The sequence below is a fragment of the Metabacillus litoralis genome (assembly GCF_007994985.1).
Taxonomy (GTDB): Bacteria; Bacillota; Bacilli; order Bacillales; family Bacillaceae; genus Metabacillus; species Metabacillus litoralis.
On sequence record NZ_VOQF01000002.1, the window covers coordinates 1 to 25,447 of the forward strand.

Consider the following 25,447-nt stretch of genomic DNA (forward strand, 5'->3'; position numbering starts at 1 on the left):
AATGACATGTAGTAATACAGGGCCTGGTGTTTTTTTAGCATATTGAAGATTTTCGAATAAATCATCATAATCATGACCATCTACAGGTCCAAGGTACGTAAATCCTAGTTCCTCAAAAAACACACCTGACACTAATAAATATTTCAAACTATCTTTAACACGCTCAGCGGTTGAAGCAAGCTTTCCACCTACTGCCGGGATACGTTTCAGTAAATATTCAAGCTCATCTTTAACCCAATGATACTTACCTGCTGTGCGTAAGCGCCCAAGAACATTATGAAGCGCCCCAACATTAGGTGCAATTGACATTTCATTGTCATTTAACACAACAATAACATCTTTCTTTTCACTACCAATATGATTAAGCGCCTCAAGTGCCATTCCACCAGTTAAAGCACCATCTCCGATAATTGGTATAACATGCTCCTTTGATTTTTTCAAATCTCTGGCAATAGCCATACCCATAGCAGCAGATAACGAAGTAGAGCTATGACCTGTTTCCCATACATCATGCTCACTTTCACAACGCTTAGGAAAACCACATAAGCCTTGATATTGACGTAATGTATCAAATTGACCCGCACGGCCTGTTAAAATTTTATGAACATATGATTGATGCCCTACATCCCAAAGGAACTTATCTTTTGGACTATCGAATACTTTATGAAGAGCAATAGTTAATTCAACAACACCTAAATTTGGACCAATATGTCCTCCAGTGTCAGCTAGCTTCTCGATTAAAAATTGGCGAATTTCCGCACTTAGCTTTTCTAATTCATGGTTTGATAATTTTTTTAAAAAACTCGGGTCTTTAATGGATAGAAGATCCAAATGGATCACTCACTTTCGATTCAATTTGTTTCTTATAGTCAATTGTTTGTAGGTTATTTATAGGCTCTATAGCCAATTAGCATTATATTTTTGTGTTATCTGTCTATTTTAACGTAAAATCCCATTATTTGAAAACGTTTTAGGGTACTAGCTATATTTTTTGTCAGTTTTGATGTGAAGCACGCTTTTTAAATAAAACATATCTTTACGAAATATAATGTAGTTATCAAATTATTATCTAATTAAAATACCTATTATAAACCGATGATCAAGCAAAGAAAATTTACCATAAAATTGTTCTAATTACAATGTTTTATGTCACTATGAAAATTATAGTGAACAAAATAACTCAATGGAAGTTTCTAGTTTATATTACTTTGAAACAATAGCTTTAAAATCGATGGATTTTAAAGCTATTGTTTTATTTCATAATGCTCTTTGCACACTTTGTTTCTTTTAAATTATTTTTAGGTTGTTAATGAATTTGTTTCATCTGCCTTTACCAAAGTATTCTATGCAAAACGCCACTTCATGAATTTATTTACGAAAAGCACCTGAAAAACAGTAAAAAACCGTTACCTATGGAAACGGTTTACATCATTTCGCAATTTGTTTATTAGTGATCTCTTTTTGCAATTAACTCACAGATTTGAACAAGAATAGATGATTGAACAGATAAATGATCTATCAATTTTTTTGCTTGCGTTATATGCTCATCCAGCTTCGCCTTAGCACCTTGCATCGTTAAAATTTTCGGATACGTTGTTTTTTCATTTAATGTATCAGAGCCAACAGGTTTTCCTATAATTTGTTCGTTTCCTTCGATATCCAATATGTCATCTCGAATTTGAAAGGCAAGTCCAAGATGATACCCAATTTTTCGGAGTTTTTCAATATCATTTTCAGGAGCATCTGCTAAAATAGCACCAGAAATAATGCTGTATTGTAGCAATTTACCCGTTTTATTTTCATGTATTGACTGAAGTTCCTCAAGACTTAAGGCTTTCGCTTCACCTTGCATATCAGCAATTTGCCCTCCAACCATTCCCTGTGCACCTGCTGCATTAACAAGCTCTGAAACAAGTCGAAGTTTATTTTCTTGCGAACAATAGGGATCATTGACTATTAAAGAAAAGCTCTGTGTTAATAATCCATCACCTGCTAGTACGGCAACTGCTTCACCGAAGACTTTATGATTGGTTGGTTTTCCTCTTCTTAAATCATCGTCATCCATACACGGTAAGTCATCATGAATTAGTGAATACGTATGAATCATTTCAATCGCACACGCAGTTGCAATTCCTAACTCCTCACGTTTACCATACGTGTGAAGCAAAGCAAGCACAAGAATTGGTCTTAAACGTTTTCCACCCGCTTTGAGTGAATAAAGCATTGCCTCTTTAATTGTTTCTGGAGCCTCAAGCTCTTTTATATAATCTGGAAGTCGTGTTTCAATGGTTTTTTTTCGAGATTGTAAAAAATCGCTTAATACACTACTCACGATTTTTCTTCCTCCTGTAATTCAAATGGCTTTAATTCACCATCTTCTCGTAAAATAAAATCCATCTGCTTTTCAACATGCTGTAGCTTGTCATGACAAAGCTTTGAGAGGACCATTCCCTTTTGAAAATAATCAATTGCTTTTTCTAAAGGTACGTCTCCTTCCTCAAGCTTCCCAACAATTTCTTCAAGCTGCTGCATAGCATGTTCAAATGAAACTTCTTCTTCTTTTAGTTCCTTATCTTTACTCATTAATTGTACGCTCCTCTATTCCCTTTACTTGACAATCAAGCTGACCGTCTTTAAGCTGCACTTTGAGCATTTGGCCTGATTGTACTTGATTTATACTTTTGATGAGCTGCTTCTCTTGATACACAATACTATATCCTCTATCCATAATTTTCAGTGGACTTAATGCATTAAGTTTATCAATTGTTGCTTTAAATTGCGAGGTTTTATGTGTTAACACAGAAGACATCTCTCGATTCAATTTCTTCAATAAAGACAGATATGCTTCGTTTGCTCTTTTCACTTGATCAGAAGGATGTTCATTTCCAAGTCGGTTCTTTAGAGCTACATAGGAGTCTTTTTTATGAGTAATAGCTCTACGACCTTCTTTTTGCAATCGATCAACAATCGTATCCAATTGTTGCTCTTTTTGTTGATAAAGCTGTTTAGGATATCTAAATGCATAAGAGCCTTGATAATGGGAAAGTTTGTCTCGATTTGAGGTTATCTTTTCCCGAATAGATCTTTTCAATCTGTTTTTACGATCTGAAATCCGGTCTAATAACTCATTAAAATGGGGTACAGCAAGCTCAGCAGCTCCAGTTGGAGTCGGTGCACGTAAATCTGCCACAAAATCTGCGATAGTAAAATCAGTTTCATGTCCAACTGCTGATATAATAGGTACTTGTGAAGCAAAGATTTCTCTAGCAACGATTTCTTCATTAAAAGCCCAAAGCTCTTCAATTGATCCTCCACCACGACCGACAATTAATACATCTAGCGTTTCTAACGCATTTGCTGTTTTAATTGCTTTGGCTACAGATGCTCCGGCTTGAACACCTTGAACTAAAGCAGGAATTAATATCACTTTTGCCATTGGAAATCTTCGATTAATGGTTGTTAAAATGTCGCGAATAGCTGCCCCTGTAGGAGAGGTGATAACACCTATTTGATTCGGGTATTTCGGAATTGGCTTTTTATGAATCGTATCAAATAACCCTTCTTTTTGTAAATTTTTCTTTAATTCTTCATATGCCAAATACAAGCTTCCAATACCATCTGGTTGCATTTCTTTAACATAAACCTGATATCCACCACTTTGTTCATAAACAGATATTTCTCCGCGTAATAAAACCTTCATACCATTCTCTGGCTTAAATTTTAGAGATTTATTTGCACCTGCAAACATAACTCCTTGTATTCGCGCTTTTTCATCTTTAAGTGTAAAGTACATATGCCCACGGCTATGTAAATTAAAATTTGATATTTCTCCTTTTATCCATATGTCCGATAAATGTGGATCAACATCAAATTTTCGCTTTATATATTTTGTTAAGGCTGTAACAGTTACATATTTTATTTCACTCATTTTACAACCTCCTTTTTATTACATGCACAAGCAAAGGGTCAGACCCCAACAGAACGGTATATAGCTTTTAGGGTTACAAAAGCCTATATTTTGTTTTCTGTTTAAAGTCAAACCCTTTGTGTGAAACTCTTTATTTAAGGTATTTTGATTGTTTGTTATTTAATATGTAAAGTAATTATTTGTTTCAGAAACAAAATTCAACCGGGAGGAAATTGAGCCTCCTCAGCCAGGCCTGCAGGGTCTAGACTTATGCCGCAAACCCCGCAGTATCCGCTAAAAAATATTACTTTTTTGTAAGAAATTGTTTTGCAGATTGTACTGTGTTATGAGCTAGCATAGTAATTGTCATTGGACCAACTCCACCTGGAACCGGAGTAAGGTAACTTGCCACTTCCTTAGCTTCTTCAAAAACTACATCTCCACACAGCTTACCTGTATCAAGTCGGTTAACTCCCACGTCTATAACAACAGCTCCAGGTTTAATGTCTTCACCTTTAATAAAATTAGCTCGTCCAACAGCTGCAACTAAAATATCTGCTTCTTTTGTAAAAGAAGATAGATCTTTTGTTTTTGAATGACAATACGTTACAGTCGCATGTTCATTCAGTAGAAGCTGTCCTACAGGTTTACCAACTATATTACTTCTTCCAACAACAACAACATTCTTTCCGGCGATTTCAACACCAACAGATTTGATCATTTCAACGATTCCAGCTGGTGTACAAGGTAAAAACGTTTCTTGGCCAGTCATCATACGTCCAATATTTACCGGATGGAATCCATCAACATCCTTCAGAGGAGAAATTGTCTCCACAACAGCTGTTTCATCGATATGAGCAGGAAGTGGAAGTTGAACTAAAATCCCATGATACTCATCATTGTTGTTGTAATTTTCTATTACATCAAGCAATTCCTTTTCTGTAAATGATTCTGGGTAGTGCTCTAACTGAAATCCTACCCCAATCTCTTCTGCTGCCTTTTGTTTTCCTCTAATATAAGATAGTGATGCAGGATTATCTCCTACTAAAATAACAACAAGCTTCGGAAGTAGACCCTTCTCTTTAATTTGTTCTACCTCTTTTGCTAATTCGTTTCTTTTGGATGTGGATAATTGCTTTCCATCAATTATGATTGCTGCCATTCCTAATTCCTCCTCGATACTAGTGATTAACCCTCTAGGTTTTGTTTAATTTTAGAGAGAACACCGTTGACGAATTTACTAGAATGATCATCCCCGAATGCTTTAGCCAACTCAACCGCTTCATCAATTGTTACATTTTTCGGAATATCTTCTTCGTATTTCAATTCATATGCTGCCATACGTAGAATTGTAATATCAATATTAGCTAACCGATCGATTGTCCAATTTTTTAAATGTGGTGTAATGAGTTCGTCTAATTCTGCTTCATGCTCAATAGAACCAAAAACAAGCTTATTCATAAATTCATCTTGATTTCCTTCTTCTAACGCATGTTCGATTGCTTCGTTCGGATCTGTATCACTTACATTCACTTGAAATAACGCCTGTAGTGCCTTTTCTCTCGCTGTTCTTCGCTTCATTCTTTACTTGCTCCTTTAATGTTTAAAAATGTCGAAAATGTCATAAAGTGATCATACCATATCTGTCTTTTAGATTCATGCCGAAAATGGATTGTTTTAAATAATTCCCATATGAAAAGGCTTTTATTTTCATGCTTTGCTAAACTTAGCTGTTGATTCCAGTTAGAGATTTTTGCTTCCCTAGGGAAAAATAAGTTATTTTACTCGGGAGCCTTCTCTTAAGCTAGGCTCTAGTGATCTCCCATTTCCCTACTAAAACAACTAATCCGTTTCTCCTTTATTCAATAATCTTGGATGTTTAAACATGTTCTATACCTAATACATGGATAAACCCCAAAAAATTTTGAATACATTTATACAAAAGAGCAAATTTAAAACAAATAAAACCAAAGGAGTTTAACCCTCTGGTTTTGTTTTGCTTCTATCTATATTTTAATTAATGTAAAATAACCTTTTACATTTCTTGATCTATTTCAACATCCTGAGTTTTTGTTTCAAATTGGATTCCTACAACATGAATGTTTACTTCGTTTACTTCTAAAGCAGTCATGTTAAGTAATGCTTGACGGATATTGTCTTGAATTTTTTGTGCAACTGTTGGAATTGAAACACCAAATATCATTACACAATAAACTTCAATAATAATTCCCTCTTCTGTAAGATCCACTTTTACACCTTTACCATGGTTTTTCTTACCAAGTCGTTCAACAACACCTGCAGCAAAATTACCGCGCATTGAAGCAACGCCTTCAATTTCAGAAGCTGCGATACCCGCAATTACTTCAATTACCTCTGGAGCAATTTCCACCTTGCCTAAACCATTGTTTTCTTGATTCATTTCTAATACATTATTTGTATCTTTCAAGGTTTTAGCACCTCCATGTGTTTTTTACGATTCCATTACTTTATACAATTCAAGGAATTTTGTATTAAAATCCCCACTTACAAATTTTTCATGCTCTAATAATTTTAAATGGAACGGAATTGTTGTAGAAATACCTTCTATCACGAATTCACTTAGTGCACGCTTCATTCGTGCAATCGCTTCTTCCCTTGTTGCGCCATATGTGATCAATTTTGCGATCATTGAATCATAGTATGGTGGAATTGAATAGCCTGGATAAACTGCTGAGTCTACTCTAACACCTAGACCACCTGGCGGCAAGTACATCGCGATTTTCCCTGGTGAAGGCATGAAATTTTTAGCTGGGTTCTCTGCATTAATACGACACTCAATTGACCATCCGTTAAAGGTAACCTCATCTTGAGTAACAGATAATTTCTCACCAGATGCAACTTTAATTTGTTCCTTAATTAAATCAATTCCTGTCACCATTTCAGTTACGGGGTGTTCTACTTGAATTCGTGTATTCATTTCCATGAAATAAAACTTCTTATTCACATGGTCGAATATAAATTCAACTGTACCCGCACCAGTGTATGCAACTGCTTCAGCAGCCTTTACAGCTGCATCTCCCATCTGTGCACGGATTTCTTGATCAAGTGCTGGAGATGGAGTTTCTTCAATTAATTTTTGTAACCTTCTCTGAATTGAACAATCACGTTCACCTAAATGAATCGTATTACCATGTGTGTCTGCCATTACTTGAATTTCAACATGGCGGAAATCCTCAATATATTTCTCAATATAAACACCAGGATTACCAAAGGCTGTTGCAGCTTCTTGTTGAGTGATTTGAATACCTTTGATTAGTGCTTGCTCATCAGCTGCTACACGGATACCTTTACCACCGCCACCTGCTGTTGCTTTAATTATAACAGGATAGCCCATGTCATTGGCTAATTTTTTTGCGTCTTCTACGTCTTCTATAATTCCTTTTGAACCAGGAACAATTGGAACGCCGGCTTTACGCATTGTTTCCCTTGCCACATCTTTTGTACCCATTTTTGAAATCGCATCTGCACTCGGGCCAACAAAAATGATATTACACTCACTACAAAGCTCTGCAAAATCAGCATTTTCTGCTAAAAATCCATAACCAGGGTGAATCGCATCACTTTCTGTCAATTTTGCAACACTAATAATATTTGTGAAATTTAAATAACTGTCTTTTGATAGCTTTGGTCCTATACAATAAGCTTCATCAGCCAATTGGACATGTAATGCTTCACGATCAGCTTCTGAAAAAACTGCTACAGTTTCTATATCAAGTTCTTTACAAGCTCGAATAATTCGAACTGCAATTTCTCCTCTATTGGCAATAAGTAATTTCTTTATCATTTTATAAGCTCCTTATTCAGGCTTTACAAGGAATAGAGGTTGACCATACTCGACAAGTTGTCCATTTTGTACAAGTATTTCAACAATCTCACCCTTAACTTCAGCTTCAATTTCGTTAAAGAGTTTCATCGCTTCAACTATACAAACGACTGTTTCATTTGTCACCTTTGATCCAACTTCTACATAGTTACCAACATCTGGTGAAGATGCGGCATAAAAAGTTCCTACCATCGGTGAAGTAATTTTATGTAAATTTGATGTATCAGCACTTGCTTCAACTTTTTCCTCTTGCTTTACCGCTTCAACAACAGGTTGAGCAACAGGTGCAGATTGTGTAACTGGCTGTGCCTGAATTGTTTCAACAGCAGGTGCAACTGAGTTACGGACAACTGTTTCTACTTCTTGTAATTGTTTTTTCATTTTAATTTTTGTACCATCTTGATCAAATGAAAATTCGTTAATAGAAGATTGATCGATTAGTTTGATGATCTCTCTTATTTCTTGTATTTTTAGCATGCTTAGGCACCCCTTCAATCATATAATCATGTATTAAAGTCAAAATACACGATCTCTTTAAAAATTATAATCTAGTACTAAAACTAAGTCTTATATTTCTATCTTACGATATAACCCTAAACAAATTCAACAACAATTGTACCTATTTTATATCTAATCTAATTATTAAAGTTTTCTTTGGTGTTGTTTTTATAATAAATCCAGCTATATTTAACGGTAATTTGAATAGAAGTAATATTGTTTTGAAGCAAGTTTTTCTTTTGTATAATGAAATTATTTTTTTATCTTTTGAGATTTCATATACTTGATTGTATGTACTATGGTTGTTCCTGTTTTTCTTTAAAAAGTTAACAATAATTTTTATCGAATAATAATCATGGGTGGCATACATTTTAATCTTATAAAAAGGAACTTCCTTTAGAAAATCCATCATTCTTAAGAGTGAAATATAAATGGTCTTTGTTTTGTAAGTAACTAGGTATGGTAGCAATGGTTAATTGAGCGGAAGGTGCGAGACTCCTGCGGGAGCAGCGGGACAGGTGAGACCCCGCAGAAGCTTTGCTTCGAGGAGGCTCACCGCCCGCCCCGCGGAAAGCGAGCAACCTGGAGCTCAATTAACCATCCCTTGTTAGAACACAACTATATGTACATAAAGTTCTTAAATAAATTTATACATTGTAATTTTCCTTTCAAAGTCAAAGTCAATTTGAAAGTTTTTATCATACAAATGGCCAATCCCAATTATAGGATTGACCATTTGTTATTAATCTATTACTGAGCAGGCTCAAATGTAACAATTACATCTTCCATATTATCCATCTCTTCACTTACAAGCGCCATAATTTTATTAGCAGAAGATTTGTCATGTTCTTTAGCTTTTATAGTAATTTTCACATTATTACCATCTGCTCTTACCAAAGCATCATCATACCCTTTTGATTTAATAAGAGTTTCAATAATGCTCTCTTTTTTAGCTGCATCTGTTAAAGCTTCCATTTCATCGTAAGCATCGTTCTTTTCATTTGGAGAAGCATCATTACTTGCTACAATAGCTTGTAATTGCTCTTTTAACTCATTACGTTGATCATCTAATTGTAAACGAAGCTCTGTAAATAATTCATCACTTGCATTTGTTACACTAGAAATAACTGTTCCATCTTCAAACTCTTCTGTTTGAACTTCACCTTCTACTTCAGCTTCTTCACCATTTTCAGTGCCTTCTTCTGTTCCTTCTTCAGCGCCCTCTTTTGCAGGCTCTTGTTCTGTTGTTTCCTCAGTTGCTGTAGCATCATTAGCCTGTTTCTCACCAGTCATTGCCATATTACCTGCTCCACCTTCTGGACTTGTCACATAATACACAGATAAAACCACCACTAAACTTAGCATTGTTAATAACCAAACTGTTTGTTTTTTCAACATAATCTATTCATCCTCCTTCATTTTTTTCGAGACTACTGCTACTCGGTGACTAGAAACACCTAATACCCGAGTAACTGATTCGATAATTGTTTTTTTTATATGAATGTTGTCAGCTCCAGCAGCAGATATTAGAACTCCACGAATTTCTGGTTTTTTCGTTTGTATAACAAGTGGAGTCTGCTTTTCTCCATCCTGAATAATGACAACTTCTTCATCGATTGATTGATCTTCTACTTCTCTTGTTCCGCCTTCACGGTCGGTTTCTTTCGTTACTTGAGTTTGATTTACCCGGTTTTTTTCGATTATTTTCTGAGCAGTAGCATCAACATTCACCACGACAGAAACATCTCCAACACCAGATATTGTTTCTAATACCTCTTTAAGCTGATTTTCATATTCATCTTCATAATCAGAGATGGAGCCTGAATTACTGCTTTTTTCTTGTTTAAATACTTCAGTGCTTTCTTCTGTTGCACTTGTTGAAGTTGTAGGTAGAGCTTCTTGAGTTTGATTAGTATCACTAGTAAATAGATTACTAACTAACATGAAGGCAATACCTAATATAAAAACAAGAATAAAATAATGATATTTAGATGGTTTTTTAGAATCTGACTGGCCAAGTAAAGATTTAAGCTTTTGCATAAGCGTTTCTTTATTGCTCATCTACTGACTCCTCCCCCCTTTCCACTTGGAGTTTGATGACTTCTACTTCTACTTCCCAAATTTCTGCTAGTGCTGCTGCAATTTTTTCTGCATCCACTTCGTCTCCTGCATCATCCTTTGGTATGATTCTTGATGTATCAATTGAAACCGGCTTAACGGTATCAACATCTCCATTTTCAACTACTTGATCCTGTTGATTCTGTTTTAGAACCACCTGGATCTCTTGCAAATCTTTGTGAGACTGAATGTTTGCGACTTGGTTTGATTCGGAAAGAAGGACCTTATCAATCATGACATCATATTTATCCACCAGCTCCTCGTCTGCCATTGTTTTCATTTGGACAGCCATCTGTTTTAAAATATATGCACGTTGTGAGGCTTGTATTTCTTTTTTTTGAAATTCTATTAAATTTTTTGTGTTTTCGTTTTCAGAGGCTGATGTAATCGTAAATTCTGAGAGTACATCATTCATATCTTTTGAAAATAATTTAAAGATTGGATTAATAATAACGATGATTAATAAGAGACTAATAACCATTTTTGCATACTTTTGCATCGATGAATTAGGTAACAGGAGATCTATCACCACAGCTAGTAAAATAAATACGATAATATTGGTGATCCATTCAGTTAAAAATGACATAGTAGATTCCCCCCTATCGCATCATAATCGTTAAATTACCTGCTGCTATGATGACAGTTAAACTCAAGAAAAACATCAATGAAACAATTGCTAATGCGGCAAAAATATAGATAACGCTTTTACTTATAATGTCCAAACAAGCAATAACTGGTCCACCACCAAGTGGCTGTAAAATGGAAGCAGCAAATTTATAAATGAAAGCTAAAGATAATACCTTTATTGCTGGGAAAGCCGCAATAAATAATAAAACTGCCACTCCTAATACCCCTACTGTATTTTTCAGTAAAACTGAAGCACTTATCACTGTATCAGTAGCATCTGTAAACATCCTTCCTAGCACTGGTACAAAGTTTCCTGTTATAAATTTTGCCGTTCGAATTGTAATGCCATCTGTAATTGCTGCTGACGCTCCTTGCACAGAGATTACACCGAGAAAAATAGTTAAAAATGAAGCCAACAAGCCAATGCTTATGTTTCTAAGTAATCCAGCAAGCTGGGTTACTTTATATTGATCTGTTAATGTACTAACGATATATAATAATGCTGATAAGAACAGCAGAGGTAGTACGATATTTTGGATCAGTAATCCACTTGTATTCATAAGGAAAATAATAACTGGATGGAAAAAAGCTGCAGAAGCAATACCACCTGCCGATGCCATTAATGCTAATAAAAGAGGAATTAAAGCCAAGATGAAGTTTGTCATCGCATGAATTGCATCATTTGTATATTCAATCGCTACATGGAAACTATTTAATGCAATTATTATTAACACCATGTAAACAAGAGCGTATGCTACCTTACTCACTGTGCTTTGATTAAACGCATTTTGTAATAATTGCAAAAGCATACTAAAAATAGTTAAAAGTATTAATGTACCTAATAGCTTTCCATTTGCAATTAATTCATGAAACATAAATTTCAATAATGCTTTCATCCATTCTTGAAAAGATAATTCTTTTTCTCCACTTAAAAACTGAAGTAAGCTTCCTTTTTGACTTTCAGGTAAAAAACCACCATACTCTGTCATAACTTTGTCCCAGTAGGTTTTAATTTCATCAATATCAAGTTGCTCCACTGAATCATTTACAAACGTACTAGGATCAACAGCTTCCGCTTCTTCGGCTTCTGTATTTTCTACTTGCTGAGGTGTTGTTAAAGCTTGTACATCTATTGGGTTGAATAGAAAGATAAAAAGTAAGGTCATTAAAGTAAGCATTTTTTTCAATAAATTACACCTCCAGCTAAACACTTTCTAGTAATCTATCGTTTTATGTTCCTGGTATCATTTCAAGAACTGTTTCGATAATAACCGTTAAAATTGGTATCGCCATTGTAAGAATTAAGATTTTTCCACCTAATTCAATTTTTGAGGCAATGGCACCTTGTCCAGCATCCTTCGTAATCTGGGCACCAAACTCAGCTATGTAGGCAATACCAATAATTTTTAAGATTGTTTCTACATAGATTAAATTCACATTCGCATTTAAGGCAATTCTTTCAACCATACGAATAATTTCATAAACTTGATCTATTAAAAACAAAAAAATAACACATCCAACGAACACAACAAGCATAAAGGCAAAGGTTGGTTTTTGTTCTTTAACGATTAAAGCTAGAAATGTAGCAATTAATCCTAGGCCAACTATTTGGATAATTTCGATTGAGAGCGCCCCCTTTACCCTTGGAAAAGAAAGACAGATTTAATCTTTTTAAATAAATCATCTACAATTGATGCCACCATAAACAAAATATAAATAAAGCCAATAAGAGTTACCCATTGTGCATATTCCTTTTTTCCCATTTGATCTAAAATTGTGTGAAGGAATGCAACGACGATTCCTATCCCGGCAATTTGAAAGATCGTGTTAATATCTACGCCCATTGCTAAGACTCCCTTCGACTACTACATCAATAAAATAACTAACAGTACGCCTGTTAAAACACCTAAACTTCTTACCATTCGCTCATATCTAGTTTGTCGATCGATTGCATCTGCTTCTTCTCGTTCAAGATGTGTTAATGTTAATTTAATATGCTTTTGTTGAGAAATTCGATCATGCTGTCCTAAGGTTTCTCCAAACTGCTTTAAAACCTCGTATTCTCCTTGCTTAAATGCTGTAAACTTCCAGATATCTTGAAGACTCTCTTCCCATGCTACCTTTACACTTGTATGACCTATTAGTAATTTTTCAGCAAATTGTTCAAAAAACCAAGCTAACGGTTTTGGTGTTTGCTTGGAAATATTCTGCGCCGCGACAATTAAAGAAGTATGCCCATACATAATTTCCGCTTCCAGTGATTGAAGAGCAACCTTTAACTGCCTAATCTGACGCGTTCTTTCGCTTAAATGCTTGGCAGCTTCAAACCCGACCCATGTTGTGGCAATGACAATTAAAATCGCACCGACCCACTTAATCATGTTGTCACACTTCTTTCAGTTAATAATTGCTGACCACTTTTATTGAGAATTTGTTGAACAGTACCAGGTCCTTCTTTTCTAGTTAATTCCATATACCGGTCAAATACGTTAGCATCGAATAATGGCTTTAAGCTTGGACGATTTCTTAACTCACTCATTTTATATCCATGTACTGTGACAAATAATTGAACTCCAGCATGAACAGCCTCTAATACTGAATCAGCATCTTCAATTGTCCCTATTTCATCAACAACCAAAACGTCTGGACTCATAGAACGAATCATCATCATCATGCCTTCTGCCTTAGGACAAGCATCAAGTACATCGACTCGTTCGCCAAGCTGATGCTGTGGAACACCCTTTACACAGCCTGCAATTTCAGATCTTTCATCAATAATTCCAACTTTTTTTGAATCAATTTCTTTATAGCCGCTGCTTATTAATCTGGCAAAATCCCTTAGCATTGTCGTTTTCCCAGTTTGTGGAGGACCAATGATTAACGTATTCAACCATCTTTGTTCATAAAGAAAGGGAACATATTTATCTGCGATCCCTATCTTTTGTTTAGCAATTCTTATATTAAAGGACGTCACATCTCGAATTGCTTTAACTCGTCCATTCTCCGTAATGACTCTTCCAGAAAGGCCAACACGATGTCCACCACGAACTGTTATATAGCCCTTTTTCAACTCATCCTCAAGTGTGTAAATTGAATAATGACTTAATTCGTTTAGTAAATTCATTGAATCATCATATGTCACAACATATGAAAGAAATACAGGATTCCCGACAATTGTAACTTCCACCCTTTTCATCACACGAATTCGAATTTCCTCAATACGCTGTAAACTAGCAGGATGTATTTTTTTTATTTCGTTACTAATTGATTCTGGAAGCATTTCAATAATTTCTTTCATAAAGCTCCCCCTATTAATCAATTCGTTACTATCAATGTATGCATGCTTGGCCACATTCATGACTTAAATGTCAGGAAGTTTTTCTTATAACCTACTTATAAATACCAAATAAAATAAAAAACACACCAAGTCCAATAAATAGTAGTTTTGCATATGATAGTTGATCAGCAATATGAAAAATACCAATAGTCATTGTTACGATAAAGATTACCGGTCCAACAATTGCGAGTAAGGAATTAATCGTTACTGCTTTTTTGACATCATTAAAAACAAGCATTAAAATCGCAGCTGTTAATTCGATAGATGCTGATAAAATTCGAAGTCCAGCCATAGTTAAAACAGTAGAATCAAAATGTCCGAAAAAACGTTTCATAGTCTCCTCCTTAGCGATACAGTTTTTACACCATATGCACTTAAAGAGGAATTTAGACAAGTATTTGAAAATGAAAGAGTTGAGGGATGAATAATTTATCTTTTAAAGTAGTGATGTTTCCGAAATGGAAAATAGAAAGTGAGCAAAGAGTTATTAATTGGAGGCTTTTTAAGAGTTAAGGCTGCTTTGATTCAGTGTATATATAATATAGATAGACTTAAAAACTAGTCCGTTTCATTTCGCTGCAGACACTTGCTTTCCGCGGGGAGGAAGTCAAGCCTCCTCGGCTGCGCCTGTGGGGTCTCGACCTTTCCTCTACCTCCCGCTGGAGTCAAGTGTCTTACGCTCCATTCCACTAATTTTTTTGTACCTTAAATTCCTTATAAATAGGTTATTGGGGTATTTCAAATTCAAATCGATAATTGAAAACTTTTAATTATTTTTTTCATATTTAATAGACATAGGACATATGTGCGCACTCAATAATACATATTCATTAATTAACTGGGCATTTCCATTCCTCTTAACAAAATATGATCATCAACTATTGAAAAATTTTCCTAACTTTAGGATGTTTTAATTTAGTATTAATAACTAAATTCAGTTTAAGATTTGTTTTAGCAGATAGTTCAATTTTTTCAACAAGCCCTTCACACTAAGAAACTGTTTATTAATTACAATTAGAAAGTCTTAAAAATTCCCTATTCGTTAAATTCCCAACAAAAAAAAGCGCGAATTCGATTGTGAATTCACGCTTTTTTTGTTAGGATTTACTTTTTTGTACCCCTACTCGGAAACAGTTAAGTACCTTATTATTTAATTACGCACGTGAAACATATGAAGCTTCAGATGTGTTGATAATTAGACGGTCACCTTGGTTGATGAAAAATGGAACTTGAACTGTTAAACCAGTTTCTACTGTAGCTGGTTTTGTACCACCTGAAGCAGTATCACCTTTGATTCCTGGCTCAGTTTCAGTTACTTCTAATTCAACAGTGTTTGGTAATTCTACTCCAAGAGTTTCTGTACCGAACATAGCGATTTGAACTTCCATATTTTCTTTTAAGAATTTTAACTCATGTTCAATTTGTGATGAGTTTAATTCGATTTGATCGTATGTTTCAGTATCCATGAAAGCATGTTGATCACCGTTTGCATATAAATACTGCATTCTACGTGTTTCGATTTGTGCTTTTGCTACTTTTTCACCAGCACGGAATGTTTTTTCTTGAACCGCACCTGTACGTAGGTTACGAAGTTTAGAACGAACAAAAGCTGCCCCTTTACCAGGTTTTACGTGTTGGAAATCCATTACACGCCAAATACCGTTATCTACTTCAATTGTTAAGCCTGTACGAAAATCATTAACTGAAATCATTTAAAAAATCCTCCTAAAAATAGCTGAATAAGGGATTAAGAATTAGTTCTTAATACCTTGATTTATTCTTTATATGCCGGCTCCTGTCTGTTAACCATAGAGCTTAAACATATTCTATATGTAAAGAACATGTCTTCCATATTACAATATAATGAGATCTTTTGGTGAATGTGATAATGACTCATTACCTGTTTCAGTAATGACAGTATCATCTTCAATTCTTACGCCACCAAGTCCTGCTACATATATCCCTGGCTCTACCGTAACAACCATCCCTGTTTCAAGAACAGTGTCAGATTTAAAAGAAAGCGCTGGACCTTCATGTACTTCCATACCTAGTCCATGACCTGTAGAATGACCGAAGTATTCCCCATATCCTTGTTTCTTTATATAATCACGTGTTAATGCATCTGCTTCTTTTCCTGTTATGCCAGGTTTGATCCCATTCATACCTCGTAATTGTGCTTCTAGCACTGTTGCATATATTTTCTTTAGTTCATCAGATGGATCTCCAACAGCAAATGTACGAGTAATATCAGAGCAATAACCTTTATAGTATGCACCAAAATCTAATGTAACAAAATCACCTTTTTCTATTTCCTTGTCACTTGCAACACCATGTGGTAAAGCTGAGCGATAACCTGATGCTACAATAATGTCAAAAGAAGAAGAAACAGCACCATTTTTTCGCATGAAAAATTCAAGCTCATTTGCAACATCGATTTCTCTTATACCTGCTTTAACAAAGGTTAAGATATGTTTAAAAGCAGCATCCGCGATTTCGGTTGCTTCCTTTAATATCTTAATCTCTGCAGGTGACTTAATCAAGCGTAACTTTTCAACAGCTCCTGATACAGGAATAAACTCAAGATTCTTCAATGCATTATGATATAAAGAATATGATTGATATGTAAGGTGATCTTGCTCGAAGCCTAGCTTTTTAATACCCATCTTTTCAACTATTGTAGCAGCTTCATTAATTATTGACCCTTTGTGCTCGACAATTTCAAATCCGTCAATTTCTTTTGAAGCTTGTTCAGTATAGCGAAAATCTGTAATAAATACAGCACGGTCTTCTGATATAACTGCAATTCCAGCAGTTCCTGTAAAACCTGTCATATATCTTCTATTATAATTGCTTGTAATTAATAACCCATCGATCGATAGTTCTTTAAAGCGATTTCGTAGTTTTTCGAGCTTCATCTTATTTTCCTCCTCGTTGTTCTTTTAAAGCTAACATTGCCAGCTCATAGCCCTTAAAGCCTAATCCAACAATTTGGCCCATAGTCACCGGAGCTGTAACTGATGTGTGGCGAAAATCCTCTCTTGCATGAACATTTGATATATGTACTTCTATTGTTGGGATGTTTACACTTGCTATAGCATCACGAATCGCATAACTATAATGTGTAAATGCTCCTGGATTAATGATAATTCCTTCATACTGATCATTAGCTTCGTGAATCGCATCAATCAAGTCTCCTTCATGATTAGACTGAAAACACGAAACATCTATTCCTTCTACATCTCCAAAAACCAGTAACCTCTGTTCTAGATCTGTTAGTGTTTTTGAGCCATACACACCTGGTTCCCTCACACCTAGTCGGTTAAGGTTTGGCCCATTTATTACGATAATTCTCATCAACTTCACACCTCATTTCTAAAACCAATATGTTAATAACCAATTTTGATCAATTTCTATTCCATAAGCTATGTTAAAGCTTAATGTTGATTTTTAACACTTTGTTGATTGGAGTGAAAGGCATGAGACTCCTGCGGGAGAAGCGTGTCAAAGGGAGACCCCACAGGCGCTAGCGCCGAGGAGGCTCCCGGACCGCCCGCGGAAAGCGAATGCCTGTAACGGAAATCAACAACAAAGTTTAACAGAGCCTTTCCATAAAAAATAGAATGTTCATCACATGAACATTCTATCATAACCCGTTACTGTCATACTACGTTTTCCCTTTAGCTTTCAGTACTTGTTTGAAATTCATTATAATCAAAAGAAATGGAATAACCGACGAAAACACCATATAAAATATAGAAACAGACAGTCGTTACAATTGTACCTCGAGGTAATTCATAAACAGTATCTAAATTAGGAAAGATTGGGTTTAATATAAAAAAGACAAGTGCCCATAGAGCTGCTCCAAACGCAATTCCTACCCACATAGATTGAAACCTTTTCAAAATTGCATAATAAACTAAAGCAACTCCAATTGACACAACTCCAATTAAAACAATGCTAATGATGTTTCCTAATGTACCTTCCTTCCAATCTCCCAATGCAAAAGGTTGAAGAATAAGATTTGGACTAACTTCAGTAAAATTCAAAAAATAAGCAAAATATGCTAACGTGCTCCAAAACACGCCTCCGATAAAGCCAATAGAGATGACTTTACCCATAGCTGAGGCGGGCTGCTCCTGTTTGTTTTGTTCAAGTTTAGGGTTATCTTTCGTTTTTGGTTCTTCAGTTAGATCTTTTTTATCCGTCATCTTGTAACACCTCCATTAATTACTATGTCCATTTTTCTAATTGAGCATGTTACGAATGAACTTTTTTATAACATCTAAATTTACATGTCTAGTTATTAAAAGCATGGGTATAATGTAAATAAAGGAATGTTTACCAACCATTAGAAATATCTATATAAGCACCTATTCTTACCTTAAATTAACTTAATATTATCAACTTTAAACATCTCTCTAGAGGTTTCTGTCTAAATTCTGTATTATAGAGATAATGGTTAAAATAAATTTTAGCGTTAGTTAATTAAAATAAGAATTAGAATAGATAGGTAGGTTGGTGTCAGATGTCAAATCAAAATAAGCCCGCATATGGTGGGCAAGCTGTTATTGAAGGAGTTATGTTTGGTGGCAAACATCATTATGTAACAGCCATTCGCAGAAATGATGAATCCATTGATTATTTTCATGTACCTAGAAAAAAGCAAAATGCATTAACAAAACTAAAGAAAATTCCTTTCTTACGTGGAATTGTCGCAATTATTGAAGCTAGTGCTAATGGATCGAAGCATTTGAATTTTTCAACTGAAAGATTTGAAGTTAATCCAGAAGAAGATGAACAAATAATAGAAGAAAAAAAGAAAAATGATTCAAAGCTATCAATGTGGTTAGGCATTGCAGCTGTTGGTGTTCTATCATTTTTCTTTGGTAAAGTCATTTTTACACTACTACCTGTTTTCCTAGCAGAATTTTTACGACCTCTAGTACCGTCAGATTTTGGGCAAATCGCAGTCGAAGGCGCTTTCAAACTATTATTATTACTAGCATATATATATGCTATCTCCTTTACACCATTAATTAGACGTGTTTTTCAATATCATGGTGCAGAACATAAAGTAATAAATGCTTATGAAAGTAACTTATCTCTAACTGTCGAAAACGTACAGAACAGTTCTCGTTTACATTACAGATGTGGCAGTAGCTTTATCTTATTTACTGTTATTGTTGGTGTATTTGTTTATACACTAGTCCCTACTGAACCATTATGGTCAAGGGTTGTTAATCGTTTAGCATTAATCCCTGTAGTACTTGGAATTTCCTTTGAAGTTTTACAGCTTACGAACAAAGTTCGTGATCTTCCTGTATTAAGATATTTAGGCTATCCTGGATTATGGTTACAATTATTAACAACAAAAGAACCTACAAATGACCAAGTTGAGGTAGCAATTGCTAGCTTCAATGAACTTTTACGTATGGAAAAAGAGACAGAAACAGCATCTTCTGAACAAATTGTTTAACTTCAACATTTGTTGACTGGTATCCTTATTGGAGGTGGTTTTATGAATCGACGCATGAACGGTGTTGTCTTGGTTATCATTTCATTAGGTATAATAGGTGTAATTACAACATTAGTATCAGATCCATTATGGCTATTGAAACAAATTGCTATTTATACAGTTTTAGCTGGCGCTATTTATCTAATTTATCGCCTTTTTATGAAAAAGCGAATGGGAAAAGAAAATACTTCCTATGCGAAAGCAGTTAAACAATCAAAAAAACGCTATGATGACCGCAATACCCGTGCTTCAAATGTTAAAAATATTTCACAAGTAAAAAGATCATCAAAAACCTCTGCAGTTAAGAAGAAAAAACAGCCATCCCATTTAACCGTTATTGAAGGAAAAAAAGGCAAAAAGAAAAATCGAGCATTTTTCTAATACGTCCACGTATTTAGAAATTTGTTTGTTCGACTCCTACCTAGCTCAATTAGAGCTAGTTTTTTTTGTTCGTTCAATTCAAATTCAGTGGTTACAATGTCATCAACAGGAATAAATACAATATCCTTTTCATGACGACTAGATATATGTCTTCCATCATGAGCTTCTTTCATCGTTTCAAATAACGCTCCATACATATCAATCGCATTTGTTATTTTCTTTTTCATTCGATCTTTTTCACTTGAGCTAAGCTTAATACCAAGTACAGGTCGTGTTATTTTATAAGGCTTTTCAGATTGGTAAAATAGCCAAATAGGAAAATTACTAAGCACACCACCGTCACAAACTATATTAACACCAGATGAAGTAGTCAGCTTTACCGGCTCAAAAAAATAAGGTAAACTGCAGCTCATTCTAATTGCTCTAGCGACCGAAAACGAATCTGGATTGATGCCATATTCAACAAGATCATCTGGTAAGACTATTAACCGTCCATTGGTCAAATCTGAAGCAACAACTCTTAAACTTCCCGGTGGAATATCTGCAAAAGTAGAAATCCCTTTTGCCTTAAGCTTTGATATAAGCCACTCCTCAAGTTTAACGCCTCGATATAAACCTAAGTTCCAATAAAGAGAAATCCATTCTGTAAAAGGGAGTGATAACAAGGATTTACGCTTATCTAAAAATGTTTTCAAATCAATTTCATCCATTAACTCGAGTATTTCATCACTTGTATATCCTGCAATAATAAACGAGGCGATGATTGAGCCAGCACTTGTTCCAGCAAGACGTTTAAATGTAAAGCCGCGTTTTTCTATTTCCTTATAAGCACCAATAAGCGCAAAGCCTTTAATTCCACCGCCTGAGAAAACACCATCAATATACATCATCTCTCCCCCCTCATATATAGTGTAAGTACTCTAGTTAGAAAATAGACCATTAAGGAGCTATTATAAGATGTTAAAAGCTATTCCAGACAGCACACAATGTAAATGTCAATGCTGGATTGAAACCAAATGCGAATTAAAAAACGAGGATGGGACATAAGTATTTACCCCAATGAAAAACCCGAATTATTAGGTGATATGTCAATTAAACATTCGCCTAACAGTTCGGGTTTTTATTTGGAGTCTTCAATGTTTTTTGATTTTGCATACTATTTTTAAGAACTAGTGTAATGGAGCGGAAGACATTTGACTCCTGCGGGTGCAGAGGAAAGGCTCTAGACCCCACAGGTGCGCAGCTTACGAGGAGGCTTAGCTTCCTCCCCGGCGAATCTTATGTCTGCAGCGCAATGGAACGAACTTGTTTCTTTCAACTTAACTGAATTTAGGTTTATTCGTCTTTTTGAATGATTTCTTTAATTATGTCCCAGCCTCGCTCATGATTTTTATCGCATTCAATATTACTGCTTCATTTTAGGATCTAAAACATCTCTTAGACCATCTCCCATTAAATTAAATCCTAGCACAGTTAACATGATCGCAAGTCCAGGAAAGAAAAGGGTCCATGGAGCTTGTACGAGATATTGTTTTGAATCTGATAGCATTTTTCCCCATTCTGGTGTTGGCGCTTGTGCCCCTAAACCTAAAAACCCAAGTGCTGCCGCTTCAATAATGGCAGTAGCAATCGCTAAGGTTGCTTGAACAATAATCGGTGTCATACTGTTAGGTAGAATATGGCTAAATAATATTCTAGCATCTCTCATCCCTACAGCTCTGGCAGACAATATATATTCCTCCTGCTTGACACTCAACACCTTCGATCGGACAAGACGACCAAAATTCGGAATATTAATAATAGCAATCGCTATCAATGCATTTTGCAAGGATGGACCAAGTATAGCTACAACTGCTATTGCAAGCAAAATACTAGGAAACGCTAACATTATATCAAATATTCGAGAAATAATCGCATCCACCCATTTGCCATAATACCCTGCGATGATGCCAAGTATTGTACCAAAAATAGCAGAGCCTAACACAGAGAAAAATCCGACCCATAAAGATATCCTTGCACCATATAAAATTCTTGACAAGATATCTCGTCCAAAATCATCTGTTCCTAGCCAATGCTCACTTGATGGAGCTAATAAACGTTTGGATAACTCTTGGTCTTTAAAACCATATGGAGCAATTAAAGGTGCAATAATGGCAAGGATGATAAAAAATATAACAATTCCTAAACCAACAACAGCTAATTTATTTTTACAAAACGCCTGCCAAGCCTCTTTCCATGGTGGTGTAACACTTTCCTCTATTTGTGGAGGCACACTTTGGGTGTTTTTTGCTAACTCAGCCATTTCAATCCCCCCTTATCTACGTCTACGTTATTGGTGATATTTGATTCTTGGATCTACAACAGCATACAAAAGGTCGACAATTAAATTGATCATGACAAATATTGCTGCAATAAATAAAATACCTGATTGAATAACAGGATAATCACGATATCCAATAGCATCATATAAATATCTTCCAACACCAGGCCAGCCAAAGATTGTTTCTGTCAAAATCGCTCCACCTAATAAAAGTCCTGTTTGTAAGCCAATTACTGTTAATACAGGTATAATGGCATTTTTTAAAGAATGCTTGTATACAACCCAAAACATTTTAAGACCTTTAGCTCTAGCCGTACGAATATAATCAGACTTCATCACTTCTAGCATTGTTGATCGAGTCATTCTGGCTATAATAGCCATTGGAATTGTCGCTAATGCTACACTTGGTAAAATGATATGTTTTATGACAACCCATAACTGATCAAATCTACCTTGAATTAGCGTATCAATAATATATATATTTGTAATGGCTGATACTGGATCTCGTACATCCTCTCTACCTGTTGAAGGTAACCAACCTAATTCTATCGAAAACGCCCATTGCTCCATTAATCCTAACCAAAAAATTGGCATCGATACTCCAACTAATGCAAGAATCATTGCAAGATAATCAAACCACGAATTTGAAAACCACGCACTTATAATTCCAGCATTCACACCAATAAAAACAGCGATAATCATGGCTACAACGGTTAATTCAATGGTTGCTGCTAGATAGGGCCATATTTCCTCATTAATCGGGCCTCTAGTTCTTAATGAAGTTCCTAGATCTCCTGCAAATAACGCTTTAATATAATCCCCGTATTGGATATACCAAGGTTTATCTAAACCTAATTCCCTTGTTAATGTAGCAATGGCCTCTTTCGTAGCCTTTTGTCCAAGAATAACCTGTGCTGGATCTCCTGGAATCGCACGTATAATAGCAAAAACAACTAAAGTCATGCCAAACAGAACAGGTATAAGTGAAAAAACACGACGGATTGTATATGAAAACATATTGCTCACCTCTTTTTTAGGCACTGTTAATTTATTATTGATCTTTAAACGGGAAACTTGGAACTAACATCACAATCACTTATAACTAGTAATAAAAAGATTAATTAGCACCTGCAAGAGAGACTTCTCTCCTCACCCACTATGATCATCAATAAAAATCAACAGAGATTTTTATAAAATCTTTCCCACTAAATTTCTCCTTAATAAAAGGGGAGTCAAAACTCCCCCCTCTTCAAGATTATTTGAATTCAACATTTGTTAAAGCTTCAGAGCCAGTTGGATGTGGTAAATAGTTGATAAGATCACTTGCTCCTGCTAATAACGGTGTTGAGTGAACCAATGGTACCCATGGTGCATCATCATGAATAATCTCTTGAGCTTGCTTGTATAATTCATTACGTTTAGCTTGATCCGTTTCTGTTTGAGCTTGAATTAAAACATCATGTAATTCGTCATTACTATAGTAAGAATAGTTGTTACTTCCAATACTATCTTTATCTAATAAAGTATATAAGAAGTTATCTGGGTCACCATTGTCACCAGTCCAACCTAACATGTATGCATCAAACTCACCTTTAGATGCTTTATCTAAATAAGTAGCCCAATCAACTGATTGGATTTCTGCTTTAACGCCAATTTCACTAAATGATGCCTGAATAACTTCGGCTACTTTCATACCTTCTGGCATATACGGTCGTGCTACTGGCATTGCCCATAAATCCATTTCAAATCCATCTTCATATCCTGCTTCTGCAAGTAATTCTTTAGCTTTCTCTAAATCATATGGATAATCTTCAATATCATCGTTATAGCCTTCAACAGATGGCGGCATTGCATTTTTAGCTGCTTCTGCTTTACCACCATAGAAAGCATCAATGATTGCTTTTTTATCCACGGCATGGTTCAGAGCTTGTCGAACAAGCTTATTGTCAAATGGTGGACGATTAGTTGTAAAACCTAAGTACCCAACATTCATCGATGGACGCTCAATTAATTGAAGCTGATCATTACCTGTAACAGTTGCTTCATCAGAGTTATTTACACCATCCATCAAATCAATTTCTCCATTTGTCAACGCATTTAATCGAGCAGAATTTTCAGGTATAACACGGAATATAACTTGACTTAATTTCGGTAATCCTTCTTGCCAATAATCTCCGTTCTTTTCAAGAACAATGCGATCATTTTGCTTCCATTCTACAAATTTAAATGGACCTGTACCGACTGGAGTTTCCCTGAACTTATCTCCATGCTCTTCAACAGCTGCTGGACTAGCCATTCCAAATGGTGACATAGCTAAATTCTTTAAAAATGGAGCTTGTGGTCTATTAAGGACAAATTTAACTGTGAACTCATCTTCAGCTGTAATTGACTCAATTACATGCCCTTCTTCACCTTTAAAGCCACCAAACATCGTATAATAAGGGAAATCATCTGCATTTCCATTCATCCAACGTTCAAAGTTAAAAACAACTGCTTCAGCATTAAAGTCTGTTCCATCATGGAATTTAACTCCTTGACGCAGCTTTAAAGTGTAAGTTAGCGCATCGTCTGATACTTCCCATGTTTCAGCAAGTCCAGGATGTAAAGTTGTATCTTGTTCACCATACTCTACAAGTGTTTCAAAAATATTTTCAGTTACCTTGAAGGTTTCACCTTCAGTTGTTGTGATCGGATCTAATGATGTTGAATCTCCACCACGCCCAAATACAAGTGTATCTTTTTTAGCTTCTTCTTTAGCTGGTTGTTTCTCCCCTTCAGCTTCATTGTTTGTGTTACTACTACAGCCCACTAATAGCATACTTAATGCTAAAAAAGAAACTAGTAATAACCTGAATGATTTCTTTGTCATCTGTAATTACCCC

28 protein-coding genes are annotated in these 25,447 nt (G+C 35.3%); 2 read left to right on the top strand and 26 right to left on the bottom strand.

Features of this window, described 5'->3' with window-relative positions:
• From FS935_RS04410 to FS935_RS04515, 22 genes are all read right to left on the bottom strand, one after another.
• A partial coding sequence (locus tag FS935_RS04410) for a 1-deoxy-D-xylulose-5-phosphate synthase N-terminal domain-containing protein (RefSeq protein ID WP_240050813.1) occupies nt 1–831 on the bottom strand: 831 nt, incomplete at its 3' end.
• 616 nt (nt 832–1,447) lie between these two features.
• On the bottom strand, nt 1,448–2,332 hold the full coding sequence (locus FS935_RS04415) for a polyprenyl synthetase family protein (RefSeq protein ID WP_146946347.1): 885 nt from the start codon (nt 2,330–2,332) through the stop codon (nt 1,448–1,450).
• Nucleotides 2,329–2,583: an exodeoxyribonuclease VII small subunit gene (locus tag FS935_RS04420; RefSeq protein WP_146946348.1), complete on the bottom strand. Its 255-nt coding sequence runs from the start codon at nt 2,581–2,583 to the stop codon at nt 2,329–2,331. Before FS935_RS04420 ends, FS935_RS04415 begins: the two co-directional genes overlap by 4 nt.
• Nucleotides 2,576–3,928, bottom strand: coding sequence for an exodeoxyribonuclease VII large subunit (xseA, locus tag FS935_RS04425; RefSeq protein ID WP_146946349.1), 1,353 nt, complete (start codon nt 3,926–3,928; stop codon nt 2,576–2,578). Before xseA ends, FS935_RS04420 begins: the two co-directional genes overlap by 8 nt.
• Before the next feature lie 283 nt (nt 3,929–4,211).
• Nucleotides 4,212–5,069 carry a bifunctional methylenetetrahydrofolate dehydrogenase/methenyltetrahydrofolate cyclohydrolase FolD gene (gene folD, locus FS935_RS04430; protein ID WP_146946350.1) on the bottom strand — a complete coding sequence of 286 codons (858 nt, stop codon included), beginning with the start codon at nt 5,067–5,069 and terminating at the stop codon, nt 4,212–4,214.
• A 26-nt stretch (nt 5,070–5,095) separates the two neighbouring features.
• Nucleotides 5,096–5,488 carry a transcription antitermination factor NusB gene (gene nusB / locus FS935_RS04435; protein WP_146946351.1) on the bottom strand — a complete coding sequence of 131 codons (393 nt, stop codon included), beginning with the start codon at nt 5,486–5,488 and terminating at the stop codon, nt 5,096–5,098.
• Between the two features lie 454 nt (nt 5,489–5,942).
• Nucleotides 5,943–6,353, bottom strand: coding sequence for an Asp23/Gls24 family envelope stress response protein (locus tag FS935_RS04440; RefSeq protein ID WP_158638531.1), 411 nt, complete (start codon nt 6,351–6,353; stop codon nt 5,943–5,945).
• 24 nt (nt 6,354–6,377) lie between these two features.
• Nucleotides 6,378–7,730 (bottom strand): acetyl-CoA carboxylase biotin carboxylase subunit, encoded by a 1,353-nt coding sequence (gene accC, locus FS935_RS04445; RefSeq protein ID WP_146946352.1) that lies wholly within the window; start codon nt 7,728–7,730, stop codon nt 6,378–6,380.
• Between the two features lie 12 nt (nt 7,731–7,742).
• Complete coding sequence (gene accB / locus FS935_RS04450; RefSeq protein WP_146946353.1) at nt 7,743–8,246, bottom strand: acetyl-CoA carboxylase biotin carboxyl carrier protein; 504 nt, start codon at nt 8,244–8,246, stop codon at nt 7,743–7,745.
• Nucleotides 8,247–9,017: 771 nt separating this feature from the next.
• The gene (locus FS935_RS04455; protein ID WP_146946354.1) at nt 9,018–9,665 is read right to left on the bottom strand and encodes a SpoIIIAH-like family protein; all 648 of its coding nucleotides are present in this window, start codon (nt 9,663–9,665) and stop codon (nt 9,018–9,020) included.
• Nucleotides 9,666–9,668: 3 nt separating this feature from the next.
• Nucleotides 9,669–10,328: a stage III sporulation protein AG gene (gene spoIIIAG / locus FS935_RS04460; RefSeq protein ID WP_146946355.1), complete on the bottom strand. Its 660-nt coding sequence runs from the start codon at nt 10,326–10,328 to the stop codon at nt 9,669–9,671.
• The gene (spoIIIAF, locus tag FS935_RS04465; protein WP_146946356.1) at nt 10,318–10,971 is read right to left on the bottom strand and encodes a stage III sporulation protein AF; all 654 of its coding nucleotides are present in this window, start codon (nt 10,969–10,971) and stop codon (nt 10,318–10,320) included. The genes spoIIIAG and spoIIIAF overlap by 11 nt, the downstream gene beginning before the upstream one ends.
• 13 nt (nt 10,972–10,984) lie before the next feature.
• Nucleotides 10,985–12,190 carry a stage III sporulation protein AE gene (gene spoIIIAE / locus FS935_RS04470; protein WP_146946463.1) on the bottom strand — a complete coding sequence of 402 codons (1,206 nt, stop codon included), beginning with the start codon at nt 12,188–12,190 and terminating at the stop codon, nt 10,985–10,987.
• 52 nt (nt 12,191–12,242) lie between these two features.
• Entirely contained in the window at nt 12,243–12,674 is a 432-nt protein-coding gene (gene spoIIIAD, locus FS935_RS04475; protein ID WP_193559348.1) for a stage III sporulation protein AD, read from the bottom strand.
• Nucleotides 12,650–12,856 carry a stage III sporulation protein AC gene (spoIIIAC, locus tag FS935_RS04480; protein WP_026558844.1) on the bottom strand — a complete coding sequence of 69 codons (207 nt, stop codon included), beginning with the start codon at nt 12,854–12,856 and terminating at the stop codon, nt 12,650–12,652. The genes spoIIIAD and spoIIIAC overlap by 25 nt, the downstream gene beginning before the upstream one ends.
• 21 nt (nt 12,857–12,877) lie before the next feature.
• On the bottom strand, nt 12,878–13,393 hold the full coding sequence (spoIIIAB, locus tag FS935_RS04485) for a stage III sporulation protein SpoIIIAB (RefSeq protein ID WP_146946358.1): 516 nt from the start codon (nt 13,391–13,393) through the stop codon (nt 12,878–12,880).
• Nucleotides 13,390–14,310 carry a stage III sporulation protein AA gene (gene spoIIIAA, locus FS935_RS04490; protein ID WP_146946359.1) on the bottom strand — a complete coding sequence of 307 codons (921 nt, stop codon included), beginning with the start codon at nt 14,308–14,310 and terminating at the stop codon, nt 13,390–13,392. The genes spoIIIAB and spoIIIAA overlap by 4 nt, the downstream gene beginning before the upstream one ends.
• A 91-nt stretch (nt 14,311–14,401) precedes the next feature.
• Complete coding sequence (locus FS935_RS04495) at nt 14,402–14,683, bottom strand: YqhV family protein (protein ID WP_146946360.1); 282 nt, start codon at nt 14,681–14,683, stop codon at nt 14,402–14,404.
• A gap of 820 nt (nt 14,684–15,503) precedes the next feature.
• The gene (gene efp, locus FS935_RS04500; RefSeq protein WP_146946361.1) at nt 15,504–16,061 is read right to left on the bottom strand and encodes an elongation factor P; all 558 of its coding nucleotides are present in this window, start codon (nt 16,059–16,061) and stop codon (nt 15,504–15,506) included.
• Between the two features lie 141 nt (nt 16,062–16,202).
• Entirely contained in the window at nt 16,203–17,264 is a 1,062-nt protein-coding gene (locus FS935_RS04505) for a M24 family metallopeptidase (RefSeq protein WP_146946362.1), read from the bottom strand.
• 1 nt (nt 17,265) lies between these two features.
• Complete coding sequence (gene aroQ, locus FS935_RS04510; protein ID WP_146946363.1) at nt 17,266–17,706, bottom strand: type II 3-dehydroquinate dehydratase; 441 nt, start codon at nt 17,704–17,706, stop codon at nt 17,266–17,268.
• Nucleotides 17,707–18,026: 320 nt separating this feature from the next.
• Complete coding sequence (locus FS935_RS04515) at nt 18,027–18,557, bottom strand: YqhR family membrane protein (protein WP_146946364.1); 531 nt, start codon at nt 18,555–18,557, stop codon at nt 18,027–18,029.
• A 317-nt stretch (nt 18,558–18,874) separates the two neighbouring features.
• Here FS935_RS04515 and FS935_RS04520 point away from each other — a divergent pair, with 317 nt between their 5' ends.
• Nucleotides 18,875–19,825 carry a DUF1385 domain-containing protein gene (locus tag FS935_RS04520; RefSeq protein WP_146946365.1) on the top strand — a complete coding sequence of 317 codons (951 nt, stop codon included), beginning with the start codon at nt 18,875–18,877 and terminating at the stop codon, nt 19,823–19,825.
• 42 nt (nt 19,826–19,867) lie between these two features.
• Nucleotides 19,868–20,245, top strand: a complete 378-nt coding sequence (locus FS935_RS04525; protein WP_146946366.1) for an SA1362 family protein — start codon at nt 19,868–19,870, stop codon at nt 20,243–20,245.
• On the opposite strand, the gene FS935_RS04530 is transcribed toward FS935_RS04525, so the two are convergent.
• The 4 genes from FS935_RS04530 to FS935_RS04545 all read right to left on the bottom strand — a co-directional run bounded on the left by FS935_RS04530 (nt 20,242) and on the right by FS935_RS04545 (nt 25,434).
• Nucleotides 20,242–21,132 carry a patatin-like phospholipase family protein gene (locus FS935_RS04530; protein WP_146946367.1) on the bottom strand — a complete coding sequence of 297 codons (891 nt, stop codon included), beginning with the start codon at nt 21,130–21,132 and terminating at the stop codon, nt 20,242–20,244. The two genes, FS935_RS04525 and FS935_RS04530, sit on opposite strands and share 4 nt — an antisense overlap.
• Nucleotides 21,133–21,650: 518 nt before the next feature.
• Nucleotides 21,651–22,547, bottom strand: coding sequence for a nickel transporter permease (gene nikC / locus FS935_RS04535; RefSeq protein WP_146946368.1), 897 nt, complete (start codon nt 22,545–22,547; stop codon nt 21,651–21,653).
• Between the two features lie 27 nt (nt 22,548–22,574).
• On the bottom strand, nt 22,575–23,582 hold the full coding sequence (locus FS935_RS04540; RefSeq protein WP_146946369.1) for an ABC transporter permease: 1,008 nt from the start codon (nt 23,580–23,582) through the stop codon (nt 22,575–22,577).
• A 238-nt stretch (nt 23,583–23,820) separates the two neighbouring features.
• The gene (locus tag FS935_RS04545) at nt 23,821–25,434 is read right to left on the bottom strand and encodes an ABC transporter substrate-binding protein (protein ID WP_146946370.1); all 1,614 of its coding nucleotides are present in this window, start codon (nt 25,432–25,434) and stop codon (nt 23,821–23,823) included.
• Nucleotides 25,435–25,447: the final 13 nt, after the last annotated feature.

Bases quoted from the DNA above. Each gene is read 5' to 3' on its own strand.
- FS935_RS04515 (WP_146946364.1), bottom strand. From the start codon at position 18,557: ATGACGGATAAAAAAGATCTAACTGAAGAACCAAAAACGAAAGATAAC.
- FS935_RS04530 (WP_146946367.1), bottom strand. From the start codon at position 21,132: ATGTATATTGATGGTGTTTTCTCAGGCGGTGGAATTAAAGGCTTTGCG.
- spoIIIAG (WP_146946355.1), bottom strand. From the start codon at position 10,328: ATGAGCAATAAAGAAACGCTTATGCAAAAGCTTAAATCTTTACTTGGC.
- nusB (WP_146946351.1), bottom strand. From the start codon at position 5,488: ATGAAGCGAAGAACAGCGAGAGAAAAGGCACTACAGGCGTTATTTCAA.
- accB (WP_146946353.1), bottom strand. From the start codon at position 8,246: ATGCTAAAAATACAAGAAATAAGAGAGATCATCAAACTAATCGATCAA.
- FS935_RS04540 (WP_146946369.1), bottom strand. From the start codon at position 23,582: ATGTTTTCATATACAATCCGTCGTGTTTTTTCACTTATACCTGTTCTG.
- FS935_RS04545 (WP_146946370.1), bottom strand. From the start codon at position 25,434: ATGACAAAGAAATCATTCAGGTTATTACTAGTTTCTTTTTTAGCATTA.
- nikC (WP_146946368.1), bottom strand. From the start codon at position 22,547: ATGGCTGAGTTAGCAAAAAACACCCAAAGTGTGCCTCCACAAATAGAG.
- FS935_RS04495 (WP_146946360.1), bottom strand. From the start codon at position 14,683: ATGAAACGTTTTTTCGGACATTTTGATTCTACTGTTTTAACTATGGCT.
- efp (WP_146946361.1), bottom strand. From the start codon at position 16,061: ATGATTTCAGTTAATGATTTTCGTACAGGCTTAACAATTGAAGTAGAT.
- FS935_RS04525 (WP_146946366.1), top strand. From the start codon at position 19,868: ATGAATCGACGCATGAACGGTGTTGTCTTGGTTATCATTTCATTAGGT.
- FS935_RS04505 (WP_146946362.1), bottom strand. From the start codon at position 17,264: ATGAAGCTCGAAAAACTACGAAATCGCTTTAAAGAACTATCGATCGAT.
- accC (WP_146946352.1), bottom strand. From the start codon at position 7,730: ATGATAAAGAAATTACTTATTGCCAATAGAGGAGAAATTGCAGTTCGA.
- FS935_RS04420 (WP_146946348.1), bottom strand. From the start codon at position 2,583: ATGAGTAAAGATAAGGAACTAAAAGAAGAAGAAGTTTCATTTGAACAT.
- spoIIIAA (WP_146946359.1), bottom strand. From the start codon at position 14,310: ATGAAAGAAATTATTGAAATGCTTCCAGAATCAATTAGTAACGAAATA.
- spoIIIAE (WP_146946463.1), bottom strand. From the start codon at position 12,190: ATGCTTACTTTAATGACCTTACTTTTTATCTTTCTATTCAACCCAATA.
- spoIIIAF (WP_146946356.1), bottom strand. From the start codon at position 10,971: ATGTCATTTTTAACTGAATGGATCACCAATATTATCGTATTTATTTTA.
- spoIIIAB (WP_146946358.1), bottom strand. From the start codon at position 13,393: ATGATTAAGTGGGTCGGTGCGATTTTAATTGTCATTGCCACAACATGG.
- xseA (WP_146946349.1), bottom strand. From the start codon at position 3,928: ATGAGTGAAATAAAATATGTAACTGTTACAGCCTTAACAAAATATATA.
- spoIIIAC (WP_026558844.1), bottom strand. From the start codon at position 12,856: ATGGGCGTAGATATTAACACGATCTTTCAAATTGCCGGGATAGGAATC.
- FS935_RS04455 (WP_146946354.1), bottom strand. From the start codon at position 9,665: ATGTTGAAAAAACAAACAGTTTGGTTATTAACAATGCTAAGTTTAGTG.
- FS935_RS04520 (WP_146946365.1), top strand. From the start codon at position 18,875: ATGTCAAATCAAAATAAGCCCGCATATGGTGGGCAAGCTGTTATTGAA.
- folD (WP_146946350.1), bottom strand. From the start codon at position 5,069: ATGGCAGCAATCATAATTGATGGAAAGCAATTATCCACATCCAAAAGA.